Genomic DNA, 21,176 nt, shown 5'->3' on the forward strand with positions numbered 1-21,176 from the left:
TCGGCGCGAAAGATGCGAATTCCCGGTGCGGAGGAGGTCTATCGTGGACAGGGGCCCGCGCGCAGCGGGTGGAGTGGGGCTGTGATGCATGAACTGGCGATCGCCCAGAGCGTGGTCGAGGCCGTGTGCGAGCGAGCAGGTGACCGTCGCGTCCACAGTGTGCGTGTCGCCGTGGGTGAGTTGTGTGCCGTGGTCCCCGACTCGATGCAGTTCTGTTTCGAATTGGTCACCGCCGGTACGGTCGCGGAGGGGGCCAGACTCGACATCGAGATACCAGCCGGGTGCGGCCGCTGTCGCAGCTGCGGCGCCGAGTTTCGTCTTTCCGACCCGATTCTGTTGTGCGCGTGTGGAAGTGCAGACGTGGAGGTGCGGTCGGGTCGAGAGTTGCGAATTGTGTCGATGGAAGTGAGCTGAAGCGATGTGCGCCACCTGTGGCTGCGGTGATGCGGGCCCGCGGGTCGTGGTTCCCGCCGACCAGCACGACCACCCTCACGACCACCTCCACGATCACGGATCGGATCACCCGCCCGGCCACGAGCATCCGCACGGTCACGGTCACGGTCACCGCGAGGCGCCGGTGCACACCGAGACCGTCGCGCTCGAGCAGCAGGTGCTCGCCAAGAACGACCTGCTCGCCGAGCGCACCCGCGGCTGGCTCGACGATCGCGGGGTGGTGGTCGTCAATCTGATGAGCTCACCCGGGGCCGGCAAGACGACGCTGCTCGAGCGCACGATCCGCGATCTGTCGACGACGACTCCCATCGCGGTGATCGAGGGCGACCAGGAGACGCTGCTGGACGCCGAGCGCATCCGCTCCACCGGCTGTGCGGTTGTGCAGGTCAACACCGGCGCCGGTTGTCACCTGGACGCCACGATGGTGCACGATGCGCTCACAGCGCTCGGGCCCGCCTCGGACACCCTGTTGTTCGTCGAGAACGTCGGGAACCTGGTGTGCCCCGCGCTGTTCGACCTCGGTGAACGCGCCAAGGTGGTGCTCATCTCGACGCCCGAGGGAACGGACAAGCCCTTGAAGTACCCGCACATCTTCGCGGTCGCGGATCTGGTGATCGTCAACAAGGTGGACCTGCTGCCGTACGTCGACTTCGATCTCGAAATGTGTGTGCGCCATGCCAAATCGGTCAACCCTGACGTCGAGCTGATCGCACTGTCGGCCACCACCGGTGACGGCCTCGACCAGTGGTACCACTGGGTGGCCGACCTGCGGTAAACGAGTGAGTGATTCGTTGACATCCGCGGCCGACGAGGCCTTAATGGAAGGAGCGTTGCGCGGTGGGTCGAGGGTCGACCCCTGCGAGATGGACGTAGGAGCCCAGCCTGCTCCGAAAGGGTGATTGGCATGCCCACACCAGAATCTCAGGCGGCCGCAGAGCCCTTGATCCACGTGCTCTGGATCAACGCGGGACTCAGTTGCGACGGCGATTCCGTGGCCCTCACGGCAGCAACACAACCGAGCGTGGAGGAGATTGCGCTCGGCGCGCTGCCGGGACTGCCGAAGATCGCCGTGCACTGGCCGCTGATCGACTTCGAGTGCGGACCGGAGGGAGGCGCGGACGACTTCCTGGAGTGGTTCAGGAAGGCGGATCGCGGCGAACTGGAACCGTTCGTGCTGGTGGTCGAGGGATCGATACCCAACGAGAAGCTGCACGACGAAGGGTACTGGTGCGGCTTCGGCAACGACGAGGAGACCGGGCAACCGATCACGACCAGCGAGTGGCTGGACCGGCTCGCCCCGAAGGCGACGGCGATCGTCGCGGCCGGCACCTGCGCCACCTACGGAGGCATCCACGCCATGGCGGGCAACCCGACGGGTGCGATGGGCGTGCCGGATTACCTTGGCTGGGAATGGAAGTCGAAGGGAGGAATCCCGATCGTGTGCGTGCCCGGCTGCCCCATCCAGCCCGACAACCTGGCCGAGACCCTGACCTACCTGCTGTACCAGGCGACGGATCAGGCGCCGATGATCCCGCTCGACGAGGCACTGCGCCCGCAATGGTTGTTCGGCAAGACGGTGCACGAGGGGTGCGACCGCGCCGGGTACTACGAGCAAGGCGACTTCACCACCGAATACGGCTCACCGAAGTGCATCGTCAAGATCGGATGCTGGGGTCCGGTCGTCAAGTGCAACGTGCCGAAGCGCGGATGGATGAACGGCATCGGCGGCTGCCCCAACGTCGGCGGCATCTGCATCGGGTGCACGATGCCCGGATTCCCCGACAAGTTCATGCCGTTCATGGACGAACCGCCCGGCGGCAAGCTCTCGACCAGGGCCGTCGGCGTGTACGGCTCCGCGGTCCGGCAACTGCGCAGCCTGACGACGGAGACCCTGGACAAGGAACCGTCCTGGCGTGCGCCCGGCACGCAGCTCACCACCGGCGCAACCCGAACCTGGTAGCGCCGCATCGAGGAAGGCCAGCGACGATGACAGCCACCGATCCCGAGACCGCCACCGACCTGGTGGAGATGGCGTGGGATCCGATCACCAGAATCGTGGGCAGTCTCGGTATCTACACGAAGATCGACTTCGCGAATCAACAGGTCGCCGAATGTCACAGCACCTCGTCGATCTTCCGCGGGTACTCGTTGTTCATGCGGGGCAAGGATCCTCGCGACGCCCACTTCATCACCAGCCGGATTTGCGGCATCTGCGGCGACAACCACGCGACGTGCTCCTGCTACACGCAGAACATGGCCTACGGCGTCAAGCCTCCGCATCTCGGAGAATGGCTCGTCAATCTCGGCGAGGCCGCGGAATACATGTTCGACCACAACATCTTTCAGGAGAACCTGGTCGGCGTCGACTACTGCGAGAAGATGGTCTCGGAGACGAACCCGGGCGTGCTGGCGAAGGCCGAGAACACCCGGGCTCCTCGCGAGGACCAGCACGGCTACCGCACGGTCGCGGACATCATGCGCTCCCTCAACCCGTTCACCGGGGAGTTCTACCGGGAGGCACTGCAGGTGAGCCGGTCGACCCGCGAGATGTTCTGCCTCATGGAAGGGCGCCACGTGCACCCCTCCACGCTGTACCCGGGCGGCATCGGCACCGTCGCGACGATTCAGTTGATGACCGACTACATGACCCGGCTCATGCGCTACGTCGAGTTCATGAAGAAGGTCGTGCCGATGCACGACGACCTCTTCGACTTCTTCTACGAGGCGCTGCCGGGTTACGAGAAGGTGGGGCTGCGGCGCACCCTGCTCGGCTGCTGGGGCTCGTTCCAGGATCCGGAGGCGTGCAACTTCGCGTATCGGGACATGGAGAACTGGGGCCGGCGGATGTTCGTCACCCCCGGCGTGGTCGTCGACGGCGCACTGGTGACCACCTCGCTGGTGGACATCAACCTGGGTCTGCGCATCCTGCTCGGCTCGTCGTACTACGAGGACTGGTCCGACCAGGAGACGTTCGTCAAGACCGATCCGCTCGGCAACCCGGTCGACCGGCGCCACCCGTGGAACCAGCACACCAACCCGCGGCCGCAGAAGCGTGACCTCGAGGACAAGTACAGCTGGGTGATGTCGCCGCGCTGGTTCGACGGCACCGACCACCTGGCCCTCGACACCGGCGGCGGGCCGCTCGCCCGGCTGTGGTCGACGGCACTGGCCGGGCTCGTCGACATCGGCTACGTGAAGTCCACCGGCTCCAGCGTTCAGATCAATCTGCCCAAGACGGCGCTCAAGGGGCCGGTCACCCTGGAATGGAAGATCCCGGAGCACGGTAGCAACACCCTCGAGCGCAACCGGGCACGCACGTACTTCCAGGCGTACGCCGCCGCGTGCGCGCTGCACTTCGCGGAGCAGGCGCTCGTCGAGATCCGCGCCGGACGCACCAAGACCTGGGAGTCCTTCGAGGTCCCCGACGAGAGCATCGGGTGCGGCTTCACCGAGGCCGTCCGCGGAGTCCTCTCGCACCACATGGTGATCCGCGACGGGAAGATCGCCAACTACCACCCGTACCCGCCGACGCCGTGGAACGCCAGCCCACGCGACAGCTACGGCACACCCGGGCCGTACGAGGACGCGGTGCAGGGCCAGCCGATCTTCGAGGAGAACGACCGCGAGCACTTCAAGGGCATCGACGTCATGCGCACGGTCCGCAGTTTCGACCCGTGCCTGCCCTGCGGCGTCCACATGTACCTCGGGGACGGCAAGACCCTCGAGAAACTGCACTCGCCGACGCAGTCGCTCACCGGGGAGTGACGGATGGATCGGTGGCGGGAGTCGGGTGAACGTATCGAGGCGCTGCTGGACGCGAGCGCGGCCGCCGGACCGGCGGCCCGGGCCCGGACCGAGGACCTGGTCCGGGAGGTGGTGGGGCTCTACGGCGCCGGGCTGGCCCGGATCCGCGACGCGGTGAGCCGATACCCGGAGCTGCTGGACGAACTCGCCCGCGACGACCTGGTCGCCAGCCTGCTGCTGGTGCACGGACTGCACCCGCACGGCCCGGCGACGCGGATCCGCACCGCCCTCGACGGAGTGCGGCCCTACCTGCAGTCGCACGGCGGGGACGTCGAACTCGTCTCGATCCACGACGACGTGGTCCGGCTGCGGCTGCTCGGCAGCTGCCACGGCTGCCCGTCGTCCGCGGTCACCCTCGAGTTGGCAGTACAGGACGCGGTACGGGCGGCGGCACCGGAGATCACCGACCTCGAGGTCGAGACCACCGCCGAAGCCGACACCGCGCCCGACACCGCGGTGATCCCCGCGGCCTCCCTGTTCACCCGGATCCGCTCCGAGGCCCGGGGAACCTGGTGCGCGGCACCGGAACTCGACACCGTCGGCGAGGGCGACGTCGGCGGCTTCGTCGTCGCCGGCCTGTCGGTGCTGGCATGTCGACTCGCCGGCGAGATCCTCGTCTACCGGGATCGGTGCCCGGCCTGTACCCACACGTTCGCGGGAACCGCGTTGCACCGCGCCGCGGGGACCGGCACGGCCGTCCTCCGGTGCCCGAACTGTTCGGCCCATTTCGACGCGCGGGCGGCCGGCGCCCGCCTCGACGGTCGCGCCGGCGACCATCTCGACCCGGTGCCGGTCCTGGTGCGGGACGGGGTGCTGTCCGTCGCGGTGCCCGCCGGAGTGCCATGATGCCGTCCCCGTTCGACACCTTGCAGCGACTCTCCGCACCGCAGCCCGCAGGGGAGCGGTGCGAGATGTGCGCGGTACCCGTCGACGACGGGCACGCCCACGTCGTCGACGTCCGGGCACGGCAGTTGATGTGCGTCTGCCGGCCCTGCTACCTGCTGTTCACCGACCCCGAGGCGGACCTGCGCTACCGGGCGGTGCCGGAGCGGTACCTGTCGTTCCCGGACTTCGTGTTGCCGCCCGGCGCGTGGGCGGCCCTGGAAATCCCGGTGGGCCTGGCGTTCTTCTTCCACAACTCGTCCCTCGACCGCACGGTCGCGCTCTATCCCGGCCCGGCCGGCGCGACCGAATCGCAACTGCCGCTCGACACCTGGGAGAGGGTCCGCGCCGACAACCCCTCCCTCGTGTCGCCACGACCCGACGTGGAGGCGCTGCTGCTGCGGGCGCCCCGCCGCGGACCGGCCGACTGTCACCTGGTGCCCATCGACGCCTGCTACGAGCTGGTGGGCCGACTCCGCCGCGTCTGGCGGGGGTTCGACGGCGGCTCCGACGCACGCACCGAACTCGACGCGTTCTTCACCGGGCTCGCGCGGCGCAGCCGGCCCGCCGCCTCGGGGGGCCGGTCGTGACCAGCCTGGAGTTCGCGGTCACCGACATCGCCCCGGAACCGTACGCGGTGACACCGAACCTGGTGGCGCACCTCCGGATCCGCGAAACCAGCGGCGCCCGGGTGCACAGCGTCGCGCTGCGGTGCCAGGTGCGGCTCGAACCGGGACGCCGCCGCTACGACGCGGACGCCGAGCAGGCCCTCGGCGACCTGTTCGGTACCCGGGACCGCTGGGATAGCACCCTCACGTCGTTCGGGTGGCTGCAGGCCGCCACGATGGTGCCCGGCTTCACCGGCGAGTGCGACGCCGCGCTGCCCTTGCCGTGCACCTACGACTTCGAGGTCGCCGCCGCCCGATACCTGCACGCCCTCGGCGACGGCGCGGTGCCGTTGCTGCTGCTGTTCAGCGGAACCGTGTTCACCCGCGGCCCCTCGGGACTGGTCGTCGAGCCGGTGCCCTGGGACCGCGAGGCCCGCTGCGAGCTGCCGCTCGAGGTGTGGCGAGAGCTGATCCGCACCCACTATCCCGGCACCGGGTTCGCCCGGCTCGGCCACGACACCCTGACCGCGCTCACCCGATACAAGGTGGCGCACGGACACACCGACCTCGACGCGGCGGTCGCCGCGCTGCTCGCGCGGGAGGACCGGGACGCGACCGTGCCTGCGGACGCCGCGCCACGGCCGGGGGAGGCCGTGTCATGAGTGCCGACGCAGGGTGTTCCGCGGGCTCCACTCCGGCGTCTGATGGTCGTTCCGCGGGCTCCACTCCGGCGTCTGATGGTCGTTCCGCGGGCTCCACTCCGGCGTCTGATGGTCGTTCCGCGGGCTCCACTCCGGCGTCTGATGGTCGAGCCGCAGGCTCCACTCCGGCCGGGGTGCGCGCGGTCGCCAACGCCGTCCTCTACGAGGGCTATCTGCTCTACCCGTACCGGGCGAGCTCCCGGAAGAACCACTCCCGGTGGCAGTTCGGTGTGCTCGGCCCGCCCGGCGCCGCCGCGGCCGGCCTGGGCGAAGAACCGGGGCTGACCGCGCAGTGCGTGCTGCGGCCTCTCGGCGCCGACGCCGCAGTCGAGGTGGCGGTGCGGTTCCTGCAACTGCAGACCCGGACCGTGCAGCGCCGCGACGCCGACGGCTACCGCACCGTGGACGAACTGACCGTCGCGGGCCGATCGTGGGTCGGCTGGGACGAGGCGGTCGAACACGAGATCCTGCTCGGTCCCTTCCCGGCCGGGAACGCCTGCCGTCCGTGCACCGTCCCGATCACCGTTCCGGGTGGTGAGGACGTCGACGAGCTCACCGCGCCGGACGGAGCCGTCGTCGGGCGGGTGCTGCGCACCCGGTGGCCGCTGCGGGCCGAGCTCCGCATCGGCGCCAACGGACCGGGCCGGCTCGGCGCCCCGGTACCGCTGAGCGTCACGGTCGAGAACACCGCTCCCGCCCCGGCCGACAGCGCCACCGCCCTGCGCACGTCGCTGCTCGGCGCCCACCTGATCGTCACCGCCCGCGGCGGACGATTCGTCTCCCTGCTCGAACCACCCGAGGACGCCGCCGATGTCGTCGGCACCTGCGCGCACTCCCGGTGCTTCCCCGTCCTGGCGGGCGACCCCGATCCCGCCACTGCGGGCGAGGCCGCAACGCTGCTGGTGTCCCCGATCATCCTGTACGACCACCCGCGAGTGGCCGCGCAAAGTGCGGGAGACCTGTTCGACGCCACTGAGATCGACGAGATCCTCACGCTGCGGGTGCTGACCCTCACCGACGCGGAGAAGGCCGAGGCCCGCGCCACCGACCCACGGGCGGGCGACATCGTGGACCGCTGCGAGGCCATGACTCCGGCGGAGCTGCAGGCCCTGCACGGCGTCCTGATCGACCCGCAGGCCGGCGGCGCACTGGTCCCCGCGGTCCCGGACGGTGTCGACTGGTGGACACCGGAGGCGGACACCGGCGTGCACCCCGACACGGACGGCGTACTGGTCGCCGGTGTGCGGGTCGCGAAGGGCAGCCTGGTGCGCCTGCACCCGTCGCGCCGGGCCGACGCGCAGGACCTGTTCTTCGACGGCCGCCTCGCCCGGGTGTCCACCGTGCACGCCGACGTCGACGGCGACACCCACGTCGGCGTCGTCCTCCTCGACGACCCGGCCGCGGACCTGCACGCCTGGTACGGGCGCTACCTGTACTTCGCGCCCGACGAACTGGAACCCCTCGGGAGGAATGAGGAGACATGAGAACGATCGGAATGCTGACCACCGCGGCGGTGGTGGCGGCCGTGCTCGCGGCAGTCGCCGTCACGGTGCAGTCCCTGCCGGACATCAAGCGGTACCTGCGGATGCGGAGCATGTGAGGGGCGGCGGGTGCGGATCCTGGTGGCGGGAATCGGCAACATCTTCCTCGGCGACGACGGTTTCGGCCCCGAGGTGGTGCGTCGGCTGCCGCCCGAGTGGCCCGGGGTCCGCGTCGTCGACTACGGCATCCGCGGCATGCACCTGGCCTACGACCTGCTCGACGACTGGGACGCGCTGGTGCTCGTCGACGCCCTGCCGCACTCCGGTGAGCCGGGTGCGGTGCGGGTCTTCGAAGCGGACACCGCCGCTGCCGGTGGCGCCCGCCTCGACGGGCACGCCATGGACCCTGCGGCGGTGTTCGCGAGCCTCGCGGCCCTCGGCGGCCATCCGCCGCCCACGGTCGTCGTCGGCTGCCAGGTCGCGCACGTCGGCGACGGCATCGGGCTCTCGCGGCCGGTGGCCGCCGCGGTGGGACCGGCGGTCGACGCGGTCCGGCGGACCCTGCGGCGGCTCGAGCGCGGCGGTGCGGTCGCGGCCGCTGCACACGGGGAGGAGGGCTGACCGATGTGCCTGGGCATCCCGGGCCGGGTGATCCGGCGACTCGACGGCTACGGCGGACAGCTCGCACTCGTCGACGTGGCCGGCGAGCGGCGCAAGGTCAACGTCGGCATGCTCGACGACCCGGATCTCGGGCCCGGCGACTGGATCGTCATCCACATGGGTTTCGCGATGGAACGGGTCGACGAGGCGGGCGCGGAGCGGGCGATGGCCGGCCTCGAACTGCTCGGCAGGCACCCCGACGACTCGGGGCACCGCCCCGGTGCCGATTCGGGGCGCCGCCCCGGTGCCGAGCCGGGAGCGCGACCGTGAGGCCCGTCATCGAGCGGCGGCGCCTGATCGTGCGCGGGGTGGTGCAGGGCGTCGGTTTCCGCCCGTTCGTCGCCGGGCTGGCCCGCGAACTGAGGCTGGGCGGATACTGCGGCAACGACGACGCCGGCGTGTTCCTCGAGATCGAGGGTCCGGCCGCGGATCTCGACGAGTTCGCCCGCCGACTGCACGTGGACGCCCCGCCGCTCGCGGTCCTGACCGACGTGCGTGGCGCGACGCGGGCCCCGCGCGGCGAGTGCGACTTCCGCATCGTCGAGAGTCACCGCGCCGCGGGAGCCCGCACCCTCGTCCCCCCGGACGTGGCGACCTGCGCCGACTGCCTGCGCGAGCTGCACGACCCCACCGATCGGCGGCACCGGCACCCGTTCGTCAACTGCACCCACTGCGGCCCCCGCTACACCGTGATCACCGACCTGCCCTACGACCGGCCGGCGACCACGATGGCACGGTTCCCGATGTGCCCGACCTGCGCCCGCGAGTATGCCGACCCCACGGACCGCCGATACCACGCGCAGCCGATCTGCTGCCCGGACTGCGGACCCCGGATCTTCGCCGAACACGACGGTGTCCGCGTCGACGGCGACACGAACGTGCTGATCGCAGTGCAGTCCGCCATCGCCGCCGGTGCGATCGTCGCGGTCAAGGGACTCGGCGGCTTTCACCTGGTGTGCGACGCCACCGACCCGGACGCGGTGGCCCGGCTCCGCGGGCGCAAACACCGGCCGGCGAAGCCGTTCGCGCTGATGGCCCCGGACGTCGCCGCCGTCGCCGGGCTCTGTGACCTGTCCGCGGCCGAACGGGACGCACTCACGGCGCCGGCGCGGCCCATCGTGCTGCTCCGCGCACGCCGTGGGGCCGCGGTCGCCGCCGCCGTAGCCCCCGGACTCGACGAGCTCGGGGTGATGCTGCCGTACACGCCGCTGCACCACCTGTTGTTCGCGCCGGTCCCCGGGCACGACGGCCGGGTGCCCCGACTGCTGGTCGCGACGTCCGGCAACCTGTCCGGCGAGCCGCTGTGCACCGACAATGCCGAAGCGCGTGGGCGCCTCGCCGCCATCGCCGACCTGTTCCTGATGCACGACCGGGACATCGCGGTGCCCTGCGAGGACTCGGTGGTCGCGGTCAGCGGCGGTGCGGAAGTGCCGCTGCGCCGCTCCCGCGGATACGCACCGATGCCGGTGCTGTTGCAGCAGCCGGGTCCGGTGGTGCTGGCGGTCGGCGGCGAGGTGAAGAACACCTTCTGCCTCACGCGCCAGGACTTCGCCTTCTGTTCGGCGCACCTCGGGGACATGGGAACCGTGGACAGCCGGCGCGCGTTCGAGGCGTCGGTGGCGCGGCTGACCGCCCTGCACCGAGTCGCCCCGGAGGTGGTGGTCGCGGACGCACACCCCGGCTACGCGACCCGACAGTGGGCCGAACGGTATTGCGCGGAGCGCGATCTGGATCTGGTCATGGCCGCGCACCACCACGCGCACGTCGCGTCGCTGCTCGCCGAGCACGGCCGGCTCGGCACCGCCGTGCTCGGGATCGCCTACGACGGCACCGGCTACGGCTGCGATCGCACCGTCTGGGGCGGGGAGCTGTTGCTGGTGGGGCCGGATCCGATGCGCGCCGACCGGGTCGGACACCTGCGGTCCTTCCCGCTGCCCGGCGGCGACGTCGCGGTGCGCACCCCGGCCCGGGTCGCGCTCGCGGTGCTGCGGGAGGCCGGCATCGGGGACGGGGACGACCTGCCGCCCGCGCGTGCCCTCGGTGCCGACGAGCGAGCTCTGGTCGAGTCGCAGCTGAGCACCGGCGTCGGCTGCGTGCGCACCACCAGCGCCGGCCGGCTGTTCGACGCGGCGGCCTCGGTGCTGGGGGTGCGGCACCGGATCAGCTACGAGGCGCAGGCCGCGATCGAGCTCGAGGCACTGGCCCGCAGCGCCTCCACCGCAACGGAGCTCCCGTGGTCACTGGACGGCGACCTCCTGGACTGGGCGGGCACCTTCGCGGGCCTCGCCGACGGTGTGCGCCACGGCATTCCGGCCGCGGACCTCGCGGCGAGCTTCCATCACGCGCTCGCCGCGGGTACGGCGCGGCTGGCGGCCCGGGCCGCCGACGCGGCGGGTGTGCACACCATCGGCCTGACCGGGGGCGTCTTCCAGAATCGGCTGATGCTCGCGGATGTTCGAACCCGGTTGCAGGACAGTGGGTTCGAGGTGCTGACACACCGGCGAGTGCCGCCGAACGACGGTGGCCTCTCGCTGGGCCAGGCCGCGCTCGGCGTGGCCCACGCCCGCGGCGGGATTCCGGACGCCGGCGAAAGGGGACCGCGATGACGAGGACACACGAATCCGCAGGGCCCGACACCGATCCCATCGGACCGGAGTTGGCCGCCGACCTCGCCGACACCGCACTGGCACTGGCCCGCCGCTTCCACGCGGGAGCGACGCTGTGGGTCGTCTCCCCACAGTGGGAACCGCACGCCCACCACGTGGCGGTCGAGTTCGTGCACCCGGTCATCATGGGCAAACGGGCCCTCCCCTCGGTGTCGCTCGTGGAACCGGACCCCGTGGCCCAGTGCCGGGTCGCCACCCGCCCCGGCGACGTGATCCTCGCGGTGGCCTCCGCGGACCAGCCCGCGGTCCGCCAGATCGTCCGGCGGGCGCCCGCGTGGGGCGCGGACACGATCTGGATCGGCTCCGGCCCCAGGCCGGCGCCCGGCGCCGCCACCCACGTGCTGTGGGTGGATTCGGACGACCCGATGGTCCCCGCCACCGGCCGGTTCGTGCTGCTCTACCACCTGCTGTGGGAGCTCACCCACGTGTGCTTCGAACACCCCGGCCTGCTCACCGCGCCGGCCTGCACCGACGAGACGTGCGTGACCTGCAGCGACGAGGGCCGGCTCGGCGAGGTGGAGTGGCCGGCCGACGGCACCGGGTCGGCACCGGTGCGCACCGCGACCGGCCGGGAACCGGTCGACCTGTCGCTGGTCGGCGAGGTCGCCGCCGGTGATCTGGTGCTGGTGCACGGCGGGGTGGCGATCACCCGGCTGGACCCGGACGGCGACGGGACGGAGGAGCGGCCGTGAGCAGCGAACCGGAGAACACCGACTTCCTGTATCCGTTCATCGACGCGCAGGAACACGACGCCGCCGCGCTGCTGCGCGACCTCGCCGCCTCGGCCCGCGGCAAGGCGGCCGACAGCGCCCGCCTGCAGGGCGCCTCGCTGGACGAATGGGCGGCCGGTCTGGCCGCGGCCGGACGCCTGATGGCCGACCGGTTCACCCGCGGCGGCAGGCTGTACACCTTCGGCAACGGCGGCAGCTCCACCGACGCCGCGACCCTGGCGTCCCTGTTCAGCAGGCCCGCCCGCGGGCGTCCGGTGCCCGCGTGGTCGTTGGCCGCGGACCAGGCGGTGGTGACGGCCCTCGGCAACGACGTCGGGTTCGACCTGATCTTCTCGCGGCAGATCATCGCGCACGCCCACGAACACGACACGGCGATCGCGCTGTCCACCTCCGGCAACTCGGACGACCTGATGACCGCGCTGACCGAGGCCCGCCGCCGCGGCCTCCTGACCATCGGATTCGCCGGACACGACGGCGGCCGCATGGCCGCCACCGACGACCTCGACTTCTGCTTCACCGTCCGATCACAGAGCATCCACCGGATCCAGGAGAGCCACGCCCTGCTCGGCTACCGGTTGTGGTCGCTCACGCAGGAACACCTGGCACAGGCCGAGTCGAGCACGGGAGGTCGACCGTGAGTACCGGAACCGAGCACGAGGACGAGGTTCTCGAACGGATCGCGGCCTTCCGCCGTCGCCGGCCGCGCCTGCGCGACACGGTGATCTCGCTCTCGCACGGCGCCGGGGGGAAGGCGTCCGCGGCTCTGGTCGACGCCGTGTTCGTGGACGCCTTCCGCAACACCGAACTCGAGCAGCTCGGCGACGCGGCCACCGTGCGCCTCGACTCCGGGGACCGGCTGTCCTTCTCCACCGATTCGTTCGTCGTGCAGCCGCTGTCGTTTCCGGGGGGCTCGATCGGACATCTGGCCGTGCACGGCACGGTGAACGACCTGGCGGTGTCGGGCGCGCGACCGCGGTGGCTGTCCGCCGCGTTCGTCATCGAGGAGGGCTTCGAGATCGACCGCCTCCGCGGGATCGTCGCCGACATGGCCGCCGCCGCGACCGGGTCCGGCGTCGAGATCGTCACCGGCGACACCAAGGTGGTGGGCCGCGGAGCCGCCGACGGCCTGTACATCAGCACCGCCGGGGTCGGGGTGGTGCCCGCGGGCCGTCGCCTCGGCGCCGACCTGGTCCGGCCCGGCGACCGGGTGCTCGTCTCCGGGACCATCGGTGATCACGGCATGGCGGTCCTGCTGGCCCGGGGCGACCTCGCGCTCGAGGCGGACATCGCCTCGGACACGGCGCCCGTGCACGCGCTGGTCGACGCGCTGCTCGCGGCCGCCCCGGCGACCAGGTGGATGCGCGACCCCACCCGCGGTGGCGTCGGCACGGTGTGCAACGAGCTGGCCCAGGCCAGCGGGCTGGCGGTGGTGCTCGACGAGGCGTCGCTGCCGATCCGGCCGGCGGTGGTCGGCGCGTGCGACCTGCTCGGCATCGACCCGCTGTACGTCGCGAACGAAGGCAAGTTCGTCGCCGTCGTGGCCCCCGACGAGGCGGACGCCGCGCTCGCCGCGCTGCGGGCGAGTCCCGGCGGCGCGGACGCGGCGGACATCGGCGAGATCCTGGCCGAGCCGGAGGGCATCGTCGCGCTGCGCACCGCGTTCGGCAGCAGCCGGATCGTCGACATGCTGGTCGGCGATCCGCTGCCCCGGATCTGCTGACGAGAGAGGAGAGACGCGATGTGTCTGGGCATCCCCGGTCGAGTGGTCGACATGATCGATCCCGCGGAGCATCTGGCGAAGGTCGACGTGGGCGGTGTGCAGCGGGCGATCAGCGTCCGGCTGCTCGCCGACACCGGACTGCAGGTCGGCGACTGGGTGCTGGTGCACGTCGGATTCGCCATGGCCCGGATCGACGAGGCCGAGGCGCAGACGACGCTCGACCAGGTGCGAAAGATGGGCGCCGACTACGTCAACGAGATCGAGGCCTTCAACGCGTCCGAGATCGCGTGAAGCCGAGTGAAGTGCACGGCCGGACGAAAGGCAGGGAGCCGTCATGAGATTCGTCGATGAGTTCCGCGATCCGGCCGCCGCGCGCGCCCTGGTCGCCTCGATCACCGAACTCGCCGCGGGCGACGAGTTCAAGTTCATGGAGGTGTGCGGCGGGCACACCCACACCATCTACCGGCACGGCATCGAGCACCTGCTGCCGCCGTCGGTGGAACTGGTGCACGGACCGGGTTGCCCGGTGTGCGTGATCCCGATGGGCCGCATCGACGATGCCATGTGGCTCGCCGAGCAACCCGACGTCGTGTTCACCACGTTCGGGGACATGATGCGCGTGCCCGGCTCCCGCGGGAACCTGATCGAGGCGAAGGCGCGCGGCGCCGACGTCCGCTTCGTGTACTCGCCGCTGGACGCCCTGAAGATCGCGGTCGACAACCCCGACAAGCACGTGGTGTTCTTCGCCGTCGGTTTCGAGACCACCGCGCCGTCGACCGCCGTGACACTCGTACGGGCTCGGCAACTCGGGTTGGGCAACTTCACCGTGTTCTGCAACCACGTCACGATCGTCCCGCCGATCAAGGCGATCCTCGAGTCCCCGGACCTGCGGCTCTCGGGGTTCCTCGGCCCGGGGCACGTGTCGACGGTGGTGGGGTTGCGGCCGTACCGGTTCGTGCCCGAGGTGTACGGAAAACCGATCGTGGTCGCCGGCTTCGAGCCGCTCGACATCCTCGCCTCGGTGCACATGCTGCTGCAGCAGATCCGCAGCGGCCGGTGCGAGGTGGAGAACCAGTACAGTCGCGTGGTCCGGGCGGACGGCAACGTGCAGGCGCTGCGTCTGATGGCGCAGACCTTCACGCTGCGCCCGCACTTCGAGTGGCGCGGACTGGGGTTCATCTCGCAGAGCGCGTTGGGCATCCACCCCGACTACGCGGACTTCGACGCCGAGCGCCGTTTCTCGATGCCCGGCCTGCGGGTGGCCGACCCCAAGGCCTGCCAGTGCGGCGAGGTCCTCAAGGGGGTCATCAAGCCGTGGGAGTGCAAGGTGTTCGGCACCGCGTGCACCCCGGAGACCCCGATCGGCACGTGCATGGTCTCGCCCGAGGGGGCGTGCGCGGCCTACTACAACTTCGGTCGACTGCACCGGGAGACCGCGGCCCTGGTCGGCCAGGGTCGGACGGTCTGACCGATGCCCGCGCCGACGGCGGGTCAGCGGCTGTTCGCCCGCTACGCCTACGCTCCGAACGCGCTGGGCTTCTGCGGCCCGGCCGGCGTCGCGGCGCTCGCGGACGCGGCGTCCGGCGGCGGAGACGCGGCCGCCGTCACCGCCGCGGCGCACCGGTTCACCGGCGCGTGGCCCTACCAGGAGCTGCTCGCCGAGCTCTCCGGCATCGCAGATCCCCTCGACGCCCGGGTGGTCCGCGCCTACTGGACCGGAAGCGCGCTGACCGACGGGATCGACGTCGGCGAGTTCGGACGCCGGTTGCTCGACGCGTTCGGCGAACGGGCCGGGCACTACTGGGCGCACCTGACACCGGCACTGCTCGGCGAGGTCGCACCCACGCACGCCTTCCACGTCTTCGGCGTGTACCCGTGGTCGCGTCTGCTGGGTACCGGTCAGCCCCAGCCGCTACAGGTGCTCGACTCCTGCCGGATCCGCTGGGCCACCGTCGTCGACGTCGACGACGACTCGGCGCGGGTCTGCACCCGCCGCCTCGAATTCGACGGCACCGGCCTCGCGCTCGGCGCCGAACAGGAGGCACCGGTGCGGCGCCGCACCGAGGCGGGCACCTTCGTCCCGGACCTGCGCATCGGCGAGCGGGTCGCGGTGCACTGGGGCTTCCTGTGCGACAGGCTGACCGGGGACGAGGCGGACCGGCTCGAGGCCGGGACGGTACGTCAGCTCGCGCGCACCAACGCCCGGCTCCGGGCGGAACTGGCGACCGCGGCCACGAAGTGACCCTGCGCCGCAGCTCATCTCGGAGAGGAAGGATCGATGGCGACAACAGTCCCCGCCTCCGGCGAAGCGGCGACGCCCGACTCCAACACCGCCTCCCGATCCCGGATGGCCCGGATCCGGTCCGGTCTCACCGGCCCCGAGTGGGCGCGCGTCGCGGCGATGGCAACGGCGATCATCGCGTTGCACGCGATCGGCTGGGGTGTCCTGGCGCTGGTCGTCGCCCCGCATCAGTACAGCCTCGGCACGACCACCCTGGGTCTCGGAGTGGGGCTGGCCGCCTACACCCTCGGGCTGCGGCACGCCTTCGACGTCGACCACATCGCCGCGATCGACAACACCACCCGCACGCTGATGAACGACGGTCAGCGGCCGCTGTCGGTCGGATTCTTCTTCTCACTGGGACATTCCACGATCGTGTTCGGTCTGGCGCTGCTGCTCTCGATCGGGATCAAGTCGATCGTCGGGCCGGTCGAGGACGAGGGCTCCGCGCTGCACCACTACACCGGGTTGATCGGCACCACCGTCTCGGGCACGTTCCTGTACGCGATCGCCGCGATCAACATCGTCATCCTGGTCGGGATCGTGCGGGTGTTCCGCCGGATGCGAACCGGCCGATTCGACGACGTCGAGCTCGAGCGCCAGCTGAACGGGCGCGGGCTGATGAACCGGATCCTCGGCCGGGTGATGCGGTCGATCACCCGGCCCTGGCAGATGTACCCGGTGGGGGTGCTGTTCGGCCTCGGCTTCGACACGGCCACCGAGGTCGCGCTGCTCGTGCTCGCCGGGACCAGCGCCGCCGCCGGGCTGCCGTGGTACGCGATCCTGTGCCTGCCGGTGCTGTTCGCCGCAGGCATGAGCCTGCTCGACACCATCGACGGCACGTTCATGAATTTCGCCTACGGCTGGGCCTTCTCCCATCCGGTCCGCAAGGTGTACTACAACCTCACCGTCACCGGCTTGTCCGTCGCGGTCGCGCTGCTGATCGGCACCGTCGAGCTGCTCGGACTGCTCGCCGAGCAACTCGGCTGGACCGGCGGCATCTGGGACCGGGTCGCCGGGCCGAACCTGAACCTGCTCGGCTACCTCGTCGTCGCGCTGTTCGTGGTCGCCTGGGCGGCCGCGCTGGCGATCTGGCGGTACGGGCACATCGAGGAGAAGTGGACCGCCGGCGCGACCCCGGTCCCCGAGGAGAACTGACGGGGCCGTCCGTCCGAGTGCGCGGCGTGGTCAGCCGGGGGAGCGGTCCGGCGGCACGCAGACCATCCCCTCGCTGAACCCGGCCGAACCGATCTTGAAGGCGGCGTTGAACCGGTCGATGTTCACCACCGTCAGCAACGCGGTGATCTCGACGAGTTGCTCGTCACTGAACTGCGCCTTCATCCGTGCGAACAGGTCGTCCGAGACCGCGACCGGTGTCCGCATCACCGCGACCGCGTAGTCGAGCGCGAGCTTCTCGCGGTCGGTGAACAGCTCGCTGTCCCGATAGCGCGGAAGTGCCAGCAGTTCCTCGTCCGTGAAGCCGGAATTGCGGCAGATCTGCGAGCCGAGATCGACGCAGTACTCGCATCCGATCATCTGCGCGCCCTTCAGCTCGACGAGGTTCTTCGTGCGCTCGTCGACGGTGTGCGCCTTGCGCACGGCCTGCTGGTACCGGCCCATCGCGGTCATCAGCGCCGGTTGGTGCGCCCACACCTCGAGCGGCTCGATACCGGACCGGCCGGAGGCCGGAGCCCGCCCGGTCATCCGGGTCATCCCCCGGCGCATGAACATGTACACGAGCCGGACCCGGAGACCGGCGTCGCCCTGCTGCACCCCGCTGATGCGTGCCATCACGCACCTCCGATCACCTAGGTTTGGTTTCGTGGGCTCATTGGGTGAGACCCCCCGGACACGGACGATGTGACAGCCACGGACGGTGTGACAGCGATGGACGATGTCGCGTTGGCCGAGGCGTTCGATCGCCGGCGACCCCGGCTGCGCGCGGTGGCCTACCGGATGCTCGGCTCGCTCAGCGAAGCGGACGACGCCGTGCAGGATGCGTGGCTGCGGCTGTGGCGTACCGATGTCGAACGGATCGACAGCCTCGACGGCTGGCTCACGACCGTCGTCGGTCACCTCTGCCTGAACGCGCTCCGGGCACGCCGAAACCGCCGCGAAGCGCCACTCGACGCGTTCCGGCCCGAACCGATCGTCGACCCGGCGGACGGATCCGATCCCGAACACGAAGCCGTGCTCGCGGACTCGGTCGGGATGGCGTTGCAGGTCGTGCTCGACACCCTCGGCCCGACCGAGCGCACGGCGTTCGTGCTGCACGACCTGTTCGCGGTGCCGTTCGACGACATCGCGACGATGCTCGAGCGCACCCCAGAGGCGACCCGGCAGCTCGCCAGCCGGGCCCGGCGCCGCGTGCGCGACGGGGCGCCGACACCGGATCCGGACCCGAAACGCCAGCGGACGGTCGTCGACGCATTCTTCGCGGCGGCCCGGGACGGCGACCTCGACGCGCTGGTCGCGGTGCTCGATCCGGACGTCGTGCTGCGCGCCCACCGCCGCGCGGCGGCGCCGATCGAGCTGCGCGGCGCGCTTCGGGTGGGTCGTGGTGCGATGGGCGCCCGCAGGTTCGCGCCGTACGTGCGCCCGGCCCTGATCAACGGCGCGGCCGGGGTGGTGGCCTTCGACCACGGACGGCCGTTCGCGGTGCTGGCGTTCACCGTCGTCGGCGATCGCGCGGTGGCCATCGACGTGTTCAACGACCGCGACCTCGTCCCGCGGCTCGATCTGCGGGGCGTCACCGCCTGAGATGTTGACCGAGCGGCTGTTCTGGGTAGCCCCTAGCAGACCGCCGTCATCGGAACGCGCGGCCGCCCGATCGCGACGCTGCGAACGGGACGAAACAGGAGAGGAACGCACATGAGTGGCATCGACAAGGCCAAGAACAAGGCGGAAGAGCTCGGTGGCAAGGCCAAGGAGAAGTTCGGGCAGGCCACCGGCGACAAGGACACCGAGGCCAAGGGCCGCACCGAGCAGTCCAAGAGCAGCCTGAAGCAGGCGGGAGAGAAGGTGAAGGACGCTTTCAAGCACTGAGCCGCGCCCGGCCGGCCGGCCCTCGTGAGCCGGCCGGCCGAGGCGTGCGACCTCCGACGCGTGCGACCTCCGGGGGGTCCGGCTCGGCTCAGCCGGTCGTCAGACCGCTGAGGTCGATGTTCGAGATCTCGGAAGGGGCCCGGATCAACGTGACCGTCGCCCAACCGGTCCGCAACAGTCCGGAGTCGCTCCGCTCCGATTCGCCGGCGCGGACCGGAATGAACGACACCGCGACGAAGGTGCTCGACGCGTCCGTGATCTCGGCCTGAACCGCACCGAACGCAGCCAACGGTGCGGGCCGGATTCCACGCAGCGACCCGACGGCGACGTCCGGAATGTTCACGTTGAGCACGGTGCCGGGCGGGGCGGCCTCGCCCACCCAGTCGATCGCCCGCCGTGCCACCTCGGCCGCGGTGTCCCAGTGCTCGGGTGTGGCCGAATCCATCGACAGGGCCACCGCACGGGCCCCCTGATTCGCTGCCGTGAACGCCGCACCGACGGTCCCCGAGTGCAGGACGGCGTGCCCGGTGTTCGGTCCGTGGTTGATGCCCGACAGCACCAACTCGGGTTCGGGACCGAACGCACCGGAGGCCGAGACGAACACGATCATCGCGGGCGAGGCTTCGACGGCCGTGACCTCGACGTCGGGCAGGCCGGCGATGGTCCGGCGTTCGATCACCATGCGCCCGTTCTCCTCGAGCGAGGTGAGTGCTGCGCTCGTCCCGCTCCGGTCGACACTCGGCGCGGCCACGGTGACGTCGAGACCCGCCTCGTACGCGACTCGCGCCAGCACCGCGATGCCCGGGCTGTCCACCCCGTCGTCGTTGACGATCAGTGTTCTCATCGCAGCGCGCTCTCCGTGACGGTGCGGATGACGACCTTGCTGGCGAGCCGGGCGACGACATGGCGCTGCCTCGTCGCCACACCGTCTCGCATGGCGTTGACGGACCCCGCGGCGGCGCCCAGTTCCAGCGCGGCGTCGAGATCCAGTCCACGCGCGAGCCCGACCGCGATGCCCGCGGTCATCGAATCGCCGGCGCCGGCGGGGTCCGCGGCGTGCAGCGGAGGGGGTACGACCTCGGGCAACGAACCCGCGGACAGGACCAGGGCCGGAGCGTGTGCGCGCGACACCACGACGGTGTCGGCGCCGGCCTCGTGTCGGCGCAACGCGGCCGGCGCGATGTCGGCAACCGCCGTGCGGGTGCCGCGCCGCCGGTCGCCGATGTAGGCGCCGTTGGAGCCCTGGATCCGCACGGCGCGCACGACGAGACCCTCGCGAATCATCAAATCGTGCAGGATCGCACCCGTCTCGCCGCCGAAGCCTCCGCACAGGTGCACTCGCGCACCGAGGATCCGTGCCATGCGTGCGATCCAGAATCCCTGCCCGCCGGCATGCACGTGGAGTTCGCCGCCGCCGTCCGGTAGGAACTCGGGTGCGAACACACAGACTCGCGGCACCCGATCGGCATCGCCCCGGCTCCGTTCATTCATCGGGACGTTCGTTTCGACGGCGTCGTCCGGATCGAGAATGGGCGCGGTGGCTGGTGTCGCACAGTGGATGGATCGAGCTGAGCCCGCATCGGCACACGGCGACGACGAATCGGTCCGACACCACGACCCGTCCGCCGTCGGTCGTGATGCGCACCGTGCCCCGTACCAGCACCGGACCCGCGGGTAGGTGCCGGATCGCCTGTGCCCCATGGGAGTTCCATTCGGGCGGACAACTCGGTGCATCGAGCACCTCACGCTTCGGGTCGGTCGCCACGGATGACCACGACCTCTTCCGGGTCCTGTCCTGGATCGATGAGCCCGTGGGCGACCAGCGCCGCGGCGCGGCTCCGCATGACAAGTCCGAGCGGAATCCGGATACGGGTGATCCGGCCGGCGTGCAGTCCTCGGTCGCAGACTGTCCGGTCCGACGCCGTGCAGGGGTGGGTGACCATGCGTGCGGACATGCTTCTCGCATGCCCGCTTTCACCGCCGCGGAAACCCTTCCGGCGGGCCGCGGTCGCGCCGAATGCGCGTCGGACCCGACCTCTCGTCGATCGGTTCGAGAGCACTTCCCCTGCCCGAGAGGTCGCCCGAGTGGTTTGCCCGGACACTGCCCTGGGAACACGGTGCCCACGGACTGGGTGTCAGTCCGT

The 21,176-nt window shown here is 70.9% G+C and carries 25 protein-coding genes; 21 read left to right on the forward strand and 4 right to left on the reverse strand.

Annotated elements, in window-relative coordinates; genetic code table 11:
* Nucleotides 1-84: 84 nt before the first annotated feature.
* The 19 genes from ABD951_RS24075 to nicT all read left to right on the forward strand — a co-directional run bounded on the left by ABD951_RS24075 (nt 85) and on the right by nicT (nt 17,145).
* A complete protein-coding gene (locus ABD951_RS24075) occupies nt 85-414 on the forward strand; it encodes a hydrogenase maturation nickel metallochaperone HypA/HybF (RefSeq protein ID WP_345351724.1) in 330 nt (109 codons plus the stop codon).
* Nucleotides 415-418: 4 nt separating this feature from the next.
* Nucleotides 419-1,228: a hydrogenase nickel incorporation protein HypB gene (gene hypB, locus ABD951_RS24080; protein WP_345351412.1), complete on the forward strand. Its 810-nt coding sequence runs from the start codon at nt 419-421 to the stop codon at nt 1,226-1,228.
* A gap of 129 nt (nt 1,229-1,357) precedes the next feature.
* Nucleotides 1,358-2,413, forward strand: a complete 1,056-nt coding sequence (locus tag ABD951_RS24085; RefSeq protein WP_345351416.1) for an NADH-quinone oxidoreductase subunit B family protein — start codon at nt 1,358-1,360, stop codon at nt 2,411-2,413.
* Between the two features lie 26 nt (nt 2,414-2,439).
* A complete protein-coding gene (locus ABD951_RS24090; RefSeq protein WP_345351419.1) occupies nt 2,440-4,218 on the forward strand; it encodes a nickel-dependent hydrogenase large subunit in 1,779 nt (592 codons plus the stop codon).
* Nucleotides 4,219-4,221: 3 nt separating this feature from the next.
* Nucleotides 4,222-5,103, forward strand: a complete 882-nt coding sequence (locus tag ABD951_RS24095; RefSeq protein ID WP_345351422.1) for a NifU family protein — start codon at nt 4,222-4,224, stop codon at nt 5,101-5,103.
* Nucleotides 5,100-5,729, forward strand: a complete 630-nt coding sequence (locus ABD951_RS24100; protein WP_425569941.1) for a DUF5947 family protein — start codon at nt 5,100-5,102, stop codon at nt 5,727-5,729. The genes ABD951_RS24095 and ABD951_RS24100 overlap by 4 nt, the downstream gene beginning before the upstream one ends.
* On the forward strand, nt 5,726-6,409 hold the full coding sequence (locus ABD951_RS24105) for a DUF6084 family protein (protein WP_345351425.1): 684 nt from the start codon (nt 5,726-5,728) through the stop codon (nt 6,407-6,409). The genes ABD951_RS24100 and ABD951_RS24105 overlap by 4 nt, the downstream gene beginning before the upstream one ends.
* Nucleotides 6,410-6,582: 173 nt before the next feature.
* A complete protein-coding gene (locus ABD951_RS24110; RefSeq protein ID WP_345351428.1) occupies nt 6,583-7,932 on the forward strand; it encodes a hypothetical protein in 1,350 nt (449 codons plus the stop codon).
* Nucleotides 7,929-8,048 carry a DUF6893 family small protein gene (locus ABD951_RS28750; protein WP_425569942.1) on the forward strand — a complete coding sequence of 40 codons (120 nt, stop codon included), beginning with the start codon at nt 7,929-7,931 and terminating at the stop codon, nt 8,046-8,048. Before ABD951_RS24110 ends, ABD951_RS28750 begins: the two co-directional genes overlap by 4 nt.
* Before the next feature lie 10 nt (nt 8,049-8,058).
* Nucleotides 8,059-8,550, forward strand: coding sequence for a hydrogenase maturation protease (locus ABD951_RS24115; protein WP_345351431.1), 492 nt, complete (start codon nt 8,059-8,061; stop codon nt 8,548-8,550).
* A gap of 3 nt (nt 8,551-8,553) precedes the next feature.
* Nucleotides 8,554-8,859, forward strand: coding sequence for a HypC/HybG/HupF family hydrogenase formation chaperone (locus tag ABD951_RS24120; protein ID WP_345351434.1), 306 nt, complete (start codon nt 8,554-8,556; stop codon nt 8,857-8,859).
* On the forward strand, nt 8,856-11,195 hold the full coding sequence (gene hypF / locus ABD951_RS24125) for a carbamoyltransferase HypF (protein ID WP_345351437.1): 2,340 nt from the start codon (nt 8,856-8,858) through the stop codon (nt 11,193-11,195). The genes ABD951_RS24120 and hypF overlap by 4 nt, the downstream gene beginning before the upstream one ends.
* Entirely contained in the window at nt 11,192-11,947 is a 756-nt protein-coding gene (locus ABD951_RS24130) for a HypC/HybG/HupF family hydrogenase formation chaperone (RefSeq protein ID WP_345351440.1), read from the forward strand. Before hypF ends, ABD951_RS24130 begins: the two co-directional genes overlap by 4 nt.
* Nucleotides 11,944-12,624 carry a D-sedoheptulose-7-phosphate isomerase gene (locus ABD951_RS24135; protein WP_345351443.1) on the forward strand — a complete coding sequence of 227 codons (681 nt, stop codon included), beginning with the start codon at nt 11,944-11,946 and terminating at the stop codon, nt 12,622-12,624. The genes ABD951_RS24130 and ABD951_RS24135 overlap by 4 nt, the downstream gene beginning before the upstream one ends.
* Nucleotides 12,621-13,706, forward strand: a complete 1,086-nt coding sequence (gene hypE / locus ABD951_RS24140) for a hydrogenase expression/formation protein HypE (RefSeq protein ID WP_345351446.1) — start codon at nt 12,621-12,623, stop codon at nt 13,704-13,706. Before ABD951_RS24135 ends, hypE begins: the two co-directional genes overlap by 4 nt.
* A gap of 18 nt (nt 13,707-13,724) precedes the next feature.
* Entirely contained in the window at nt 13,725-13,997 is a 273-nt protein-coding gene (locus ABD951_RS24145) for a HypC/HybG/HupF family hydrogenase formation chaperone (protein WP_345351449.1), read from the forward strand.
* A gap of 43 nt (nt 13,998-14,040) precedes the next feature.
* A complete protein-coding gene (gene hypD / locus ABD951_RS24150; RefSeq protein ID WP_345351452.1) occupies nt 14,041-15,174 on the forward strand; it encodes a hydrogenase formation protein HypD in 1,134 nt (377 codons plus the stop codon).
* A gap of 3 nt (nt 15,175-15,177) precedes the next feature.
* The gene (locus ABD951_RS24155) at nt 15,178-15,948 is read left to right on the forward strand and encodes a DUF6390 family protein (RefSeq protein ID WP_345351455.1); all 771 of its coding nucleotides are present in this window, start codon (nt 15,178-15,180) and stop codon (nt 15,946-15,948) included.
* Nucleotides 15,949-16,053: 105 nt separating this feature from the next.
* Complete coding sequence (gene nicT / locus ABD951_RS24160) at nt 16,054-17,145, forward strand: Nickel transporter NicT (protein ID WP_345351729.1); 1,092 nt, start codon at nt 16,054-16,056, stop codon at nt 17,143-17,145.
* A gap of 30 nt (nt 17,146-17,175) precedes the next feature.
* On the opposite strand, the gene ABD951_RS24165 is transcribed toward nicT, so the two are convergent.
* Nucleotides 17,176-17,778, reverse strand: coding sequence for a carboxymuconolactone decarboxylase family protein (locus tag ABD951_RS24165; RefSeq protein ID WP_345351458.1), 603 nt, complete (start codon nt 17,776-17,778; stop codon nt 17,176-17,178).
* Between the two features lie 96 nt (nt 17,779-17,874).
* On the opposite strand from ABD951_RS24165, the gene ABD951_RS24170 reads away from it, so the two are divergent.
* Nucleotides 17,875-18,747 carry a sigma-70 family RNA polymerase sigma factor gene (locus tag ABD951_RS24170; RefSeq protein WP_345351460.1) on the forward strand — a complete coding sequence of 291 codons (873 nt, stop codon included), beginning with the start codon at nt 17,875-17,877 and terminating at the stop codon, nt 18,745-18,747.
* Nucleotides 18,748-18,858: 111 nt separating this feature from the next.
* The gene (locus ABD951_RS24175; RefSeq protein ID WP_345351462.1) at nt 18,859-19,032 is read left to right on the forward strand and encodes a CsbD family protein; all 174 of its coding nucleotides are present in this window, start codon (nt 18,859-18,861) and stop codon (nt 19,030-19,032) included.
* An 88-nt stretch (nt 19,033-19,120) separates the two neighbouring features.
* On the opposite strand, the gene surE is transcribed toward ABD951_RS24175, so the two are convergent.
* From surE to ABD951_RS24190, 3 genes are read right to left on the reverse strand one after another with little or no spacing between them, the layout of a single operon-like run.
* Nucleotides 19,121-19,876 carry a 5'/3'-nucleotidase SurE gene (gene surE, locus ABD951_RS24180; RefSeq protein WP_345351464.1) on the reverse strand — a complete coding sequence of 252 codons (756 nt, stop codon included), beginning with the start codon at nt 19,874-19,876 and terminating at the stop codon, nt 19,121-19,123.
* Nucleotides 19,873-20,523, reverse strand: a complete 651-nt coding sequence (locus tag ABD951_RS24185) for a PfkB family carbohydrate kinase (RefSeq protein WP_345351467.1) — start codon at nt 20,521-20,523, stop codon at nt 19,873-19,875. Before ABD951_RS24185 ends, surE begins: the two co-directional genes overlap by 4 nt.
* On the reverse strand, nt 20,516-20,998 hold the full coding sequence (locus ABD951_RS24190; RefSeq protein ID WP_345351470.1) for a CDGSH iron-sulfur domain-containing protein: 483 nt from the start codon (nt 20,996-20,998) through the stop codon (nt 20,516-20,518). The genes ABD951_RS24185 and ABD951_RS24190 overlap by 8 nt, the downstream gene beginning before the upstream one ends.
* Nucleotides 20,999-21,176: the final 178 nt, after the last annotated feature.

The organism is Rhodococcus olei, assembly GCF_039540555.1.
Taxonomy (GTDB): Bacteria; Actinomycetota; Actinomycetes; order Mycobacteriales; family Mycobacteriaceae; genus Rhodococcus_G; species Rhodococcus_G olei.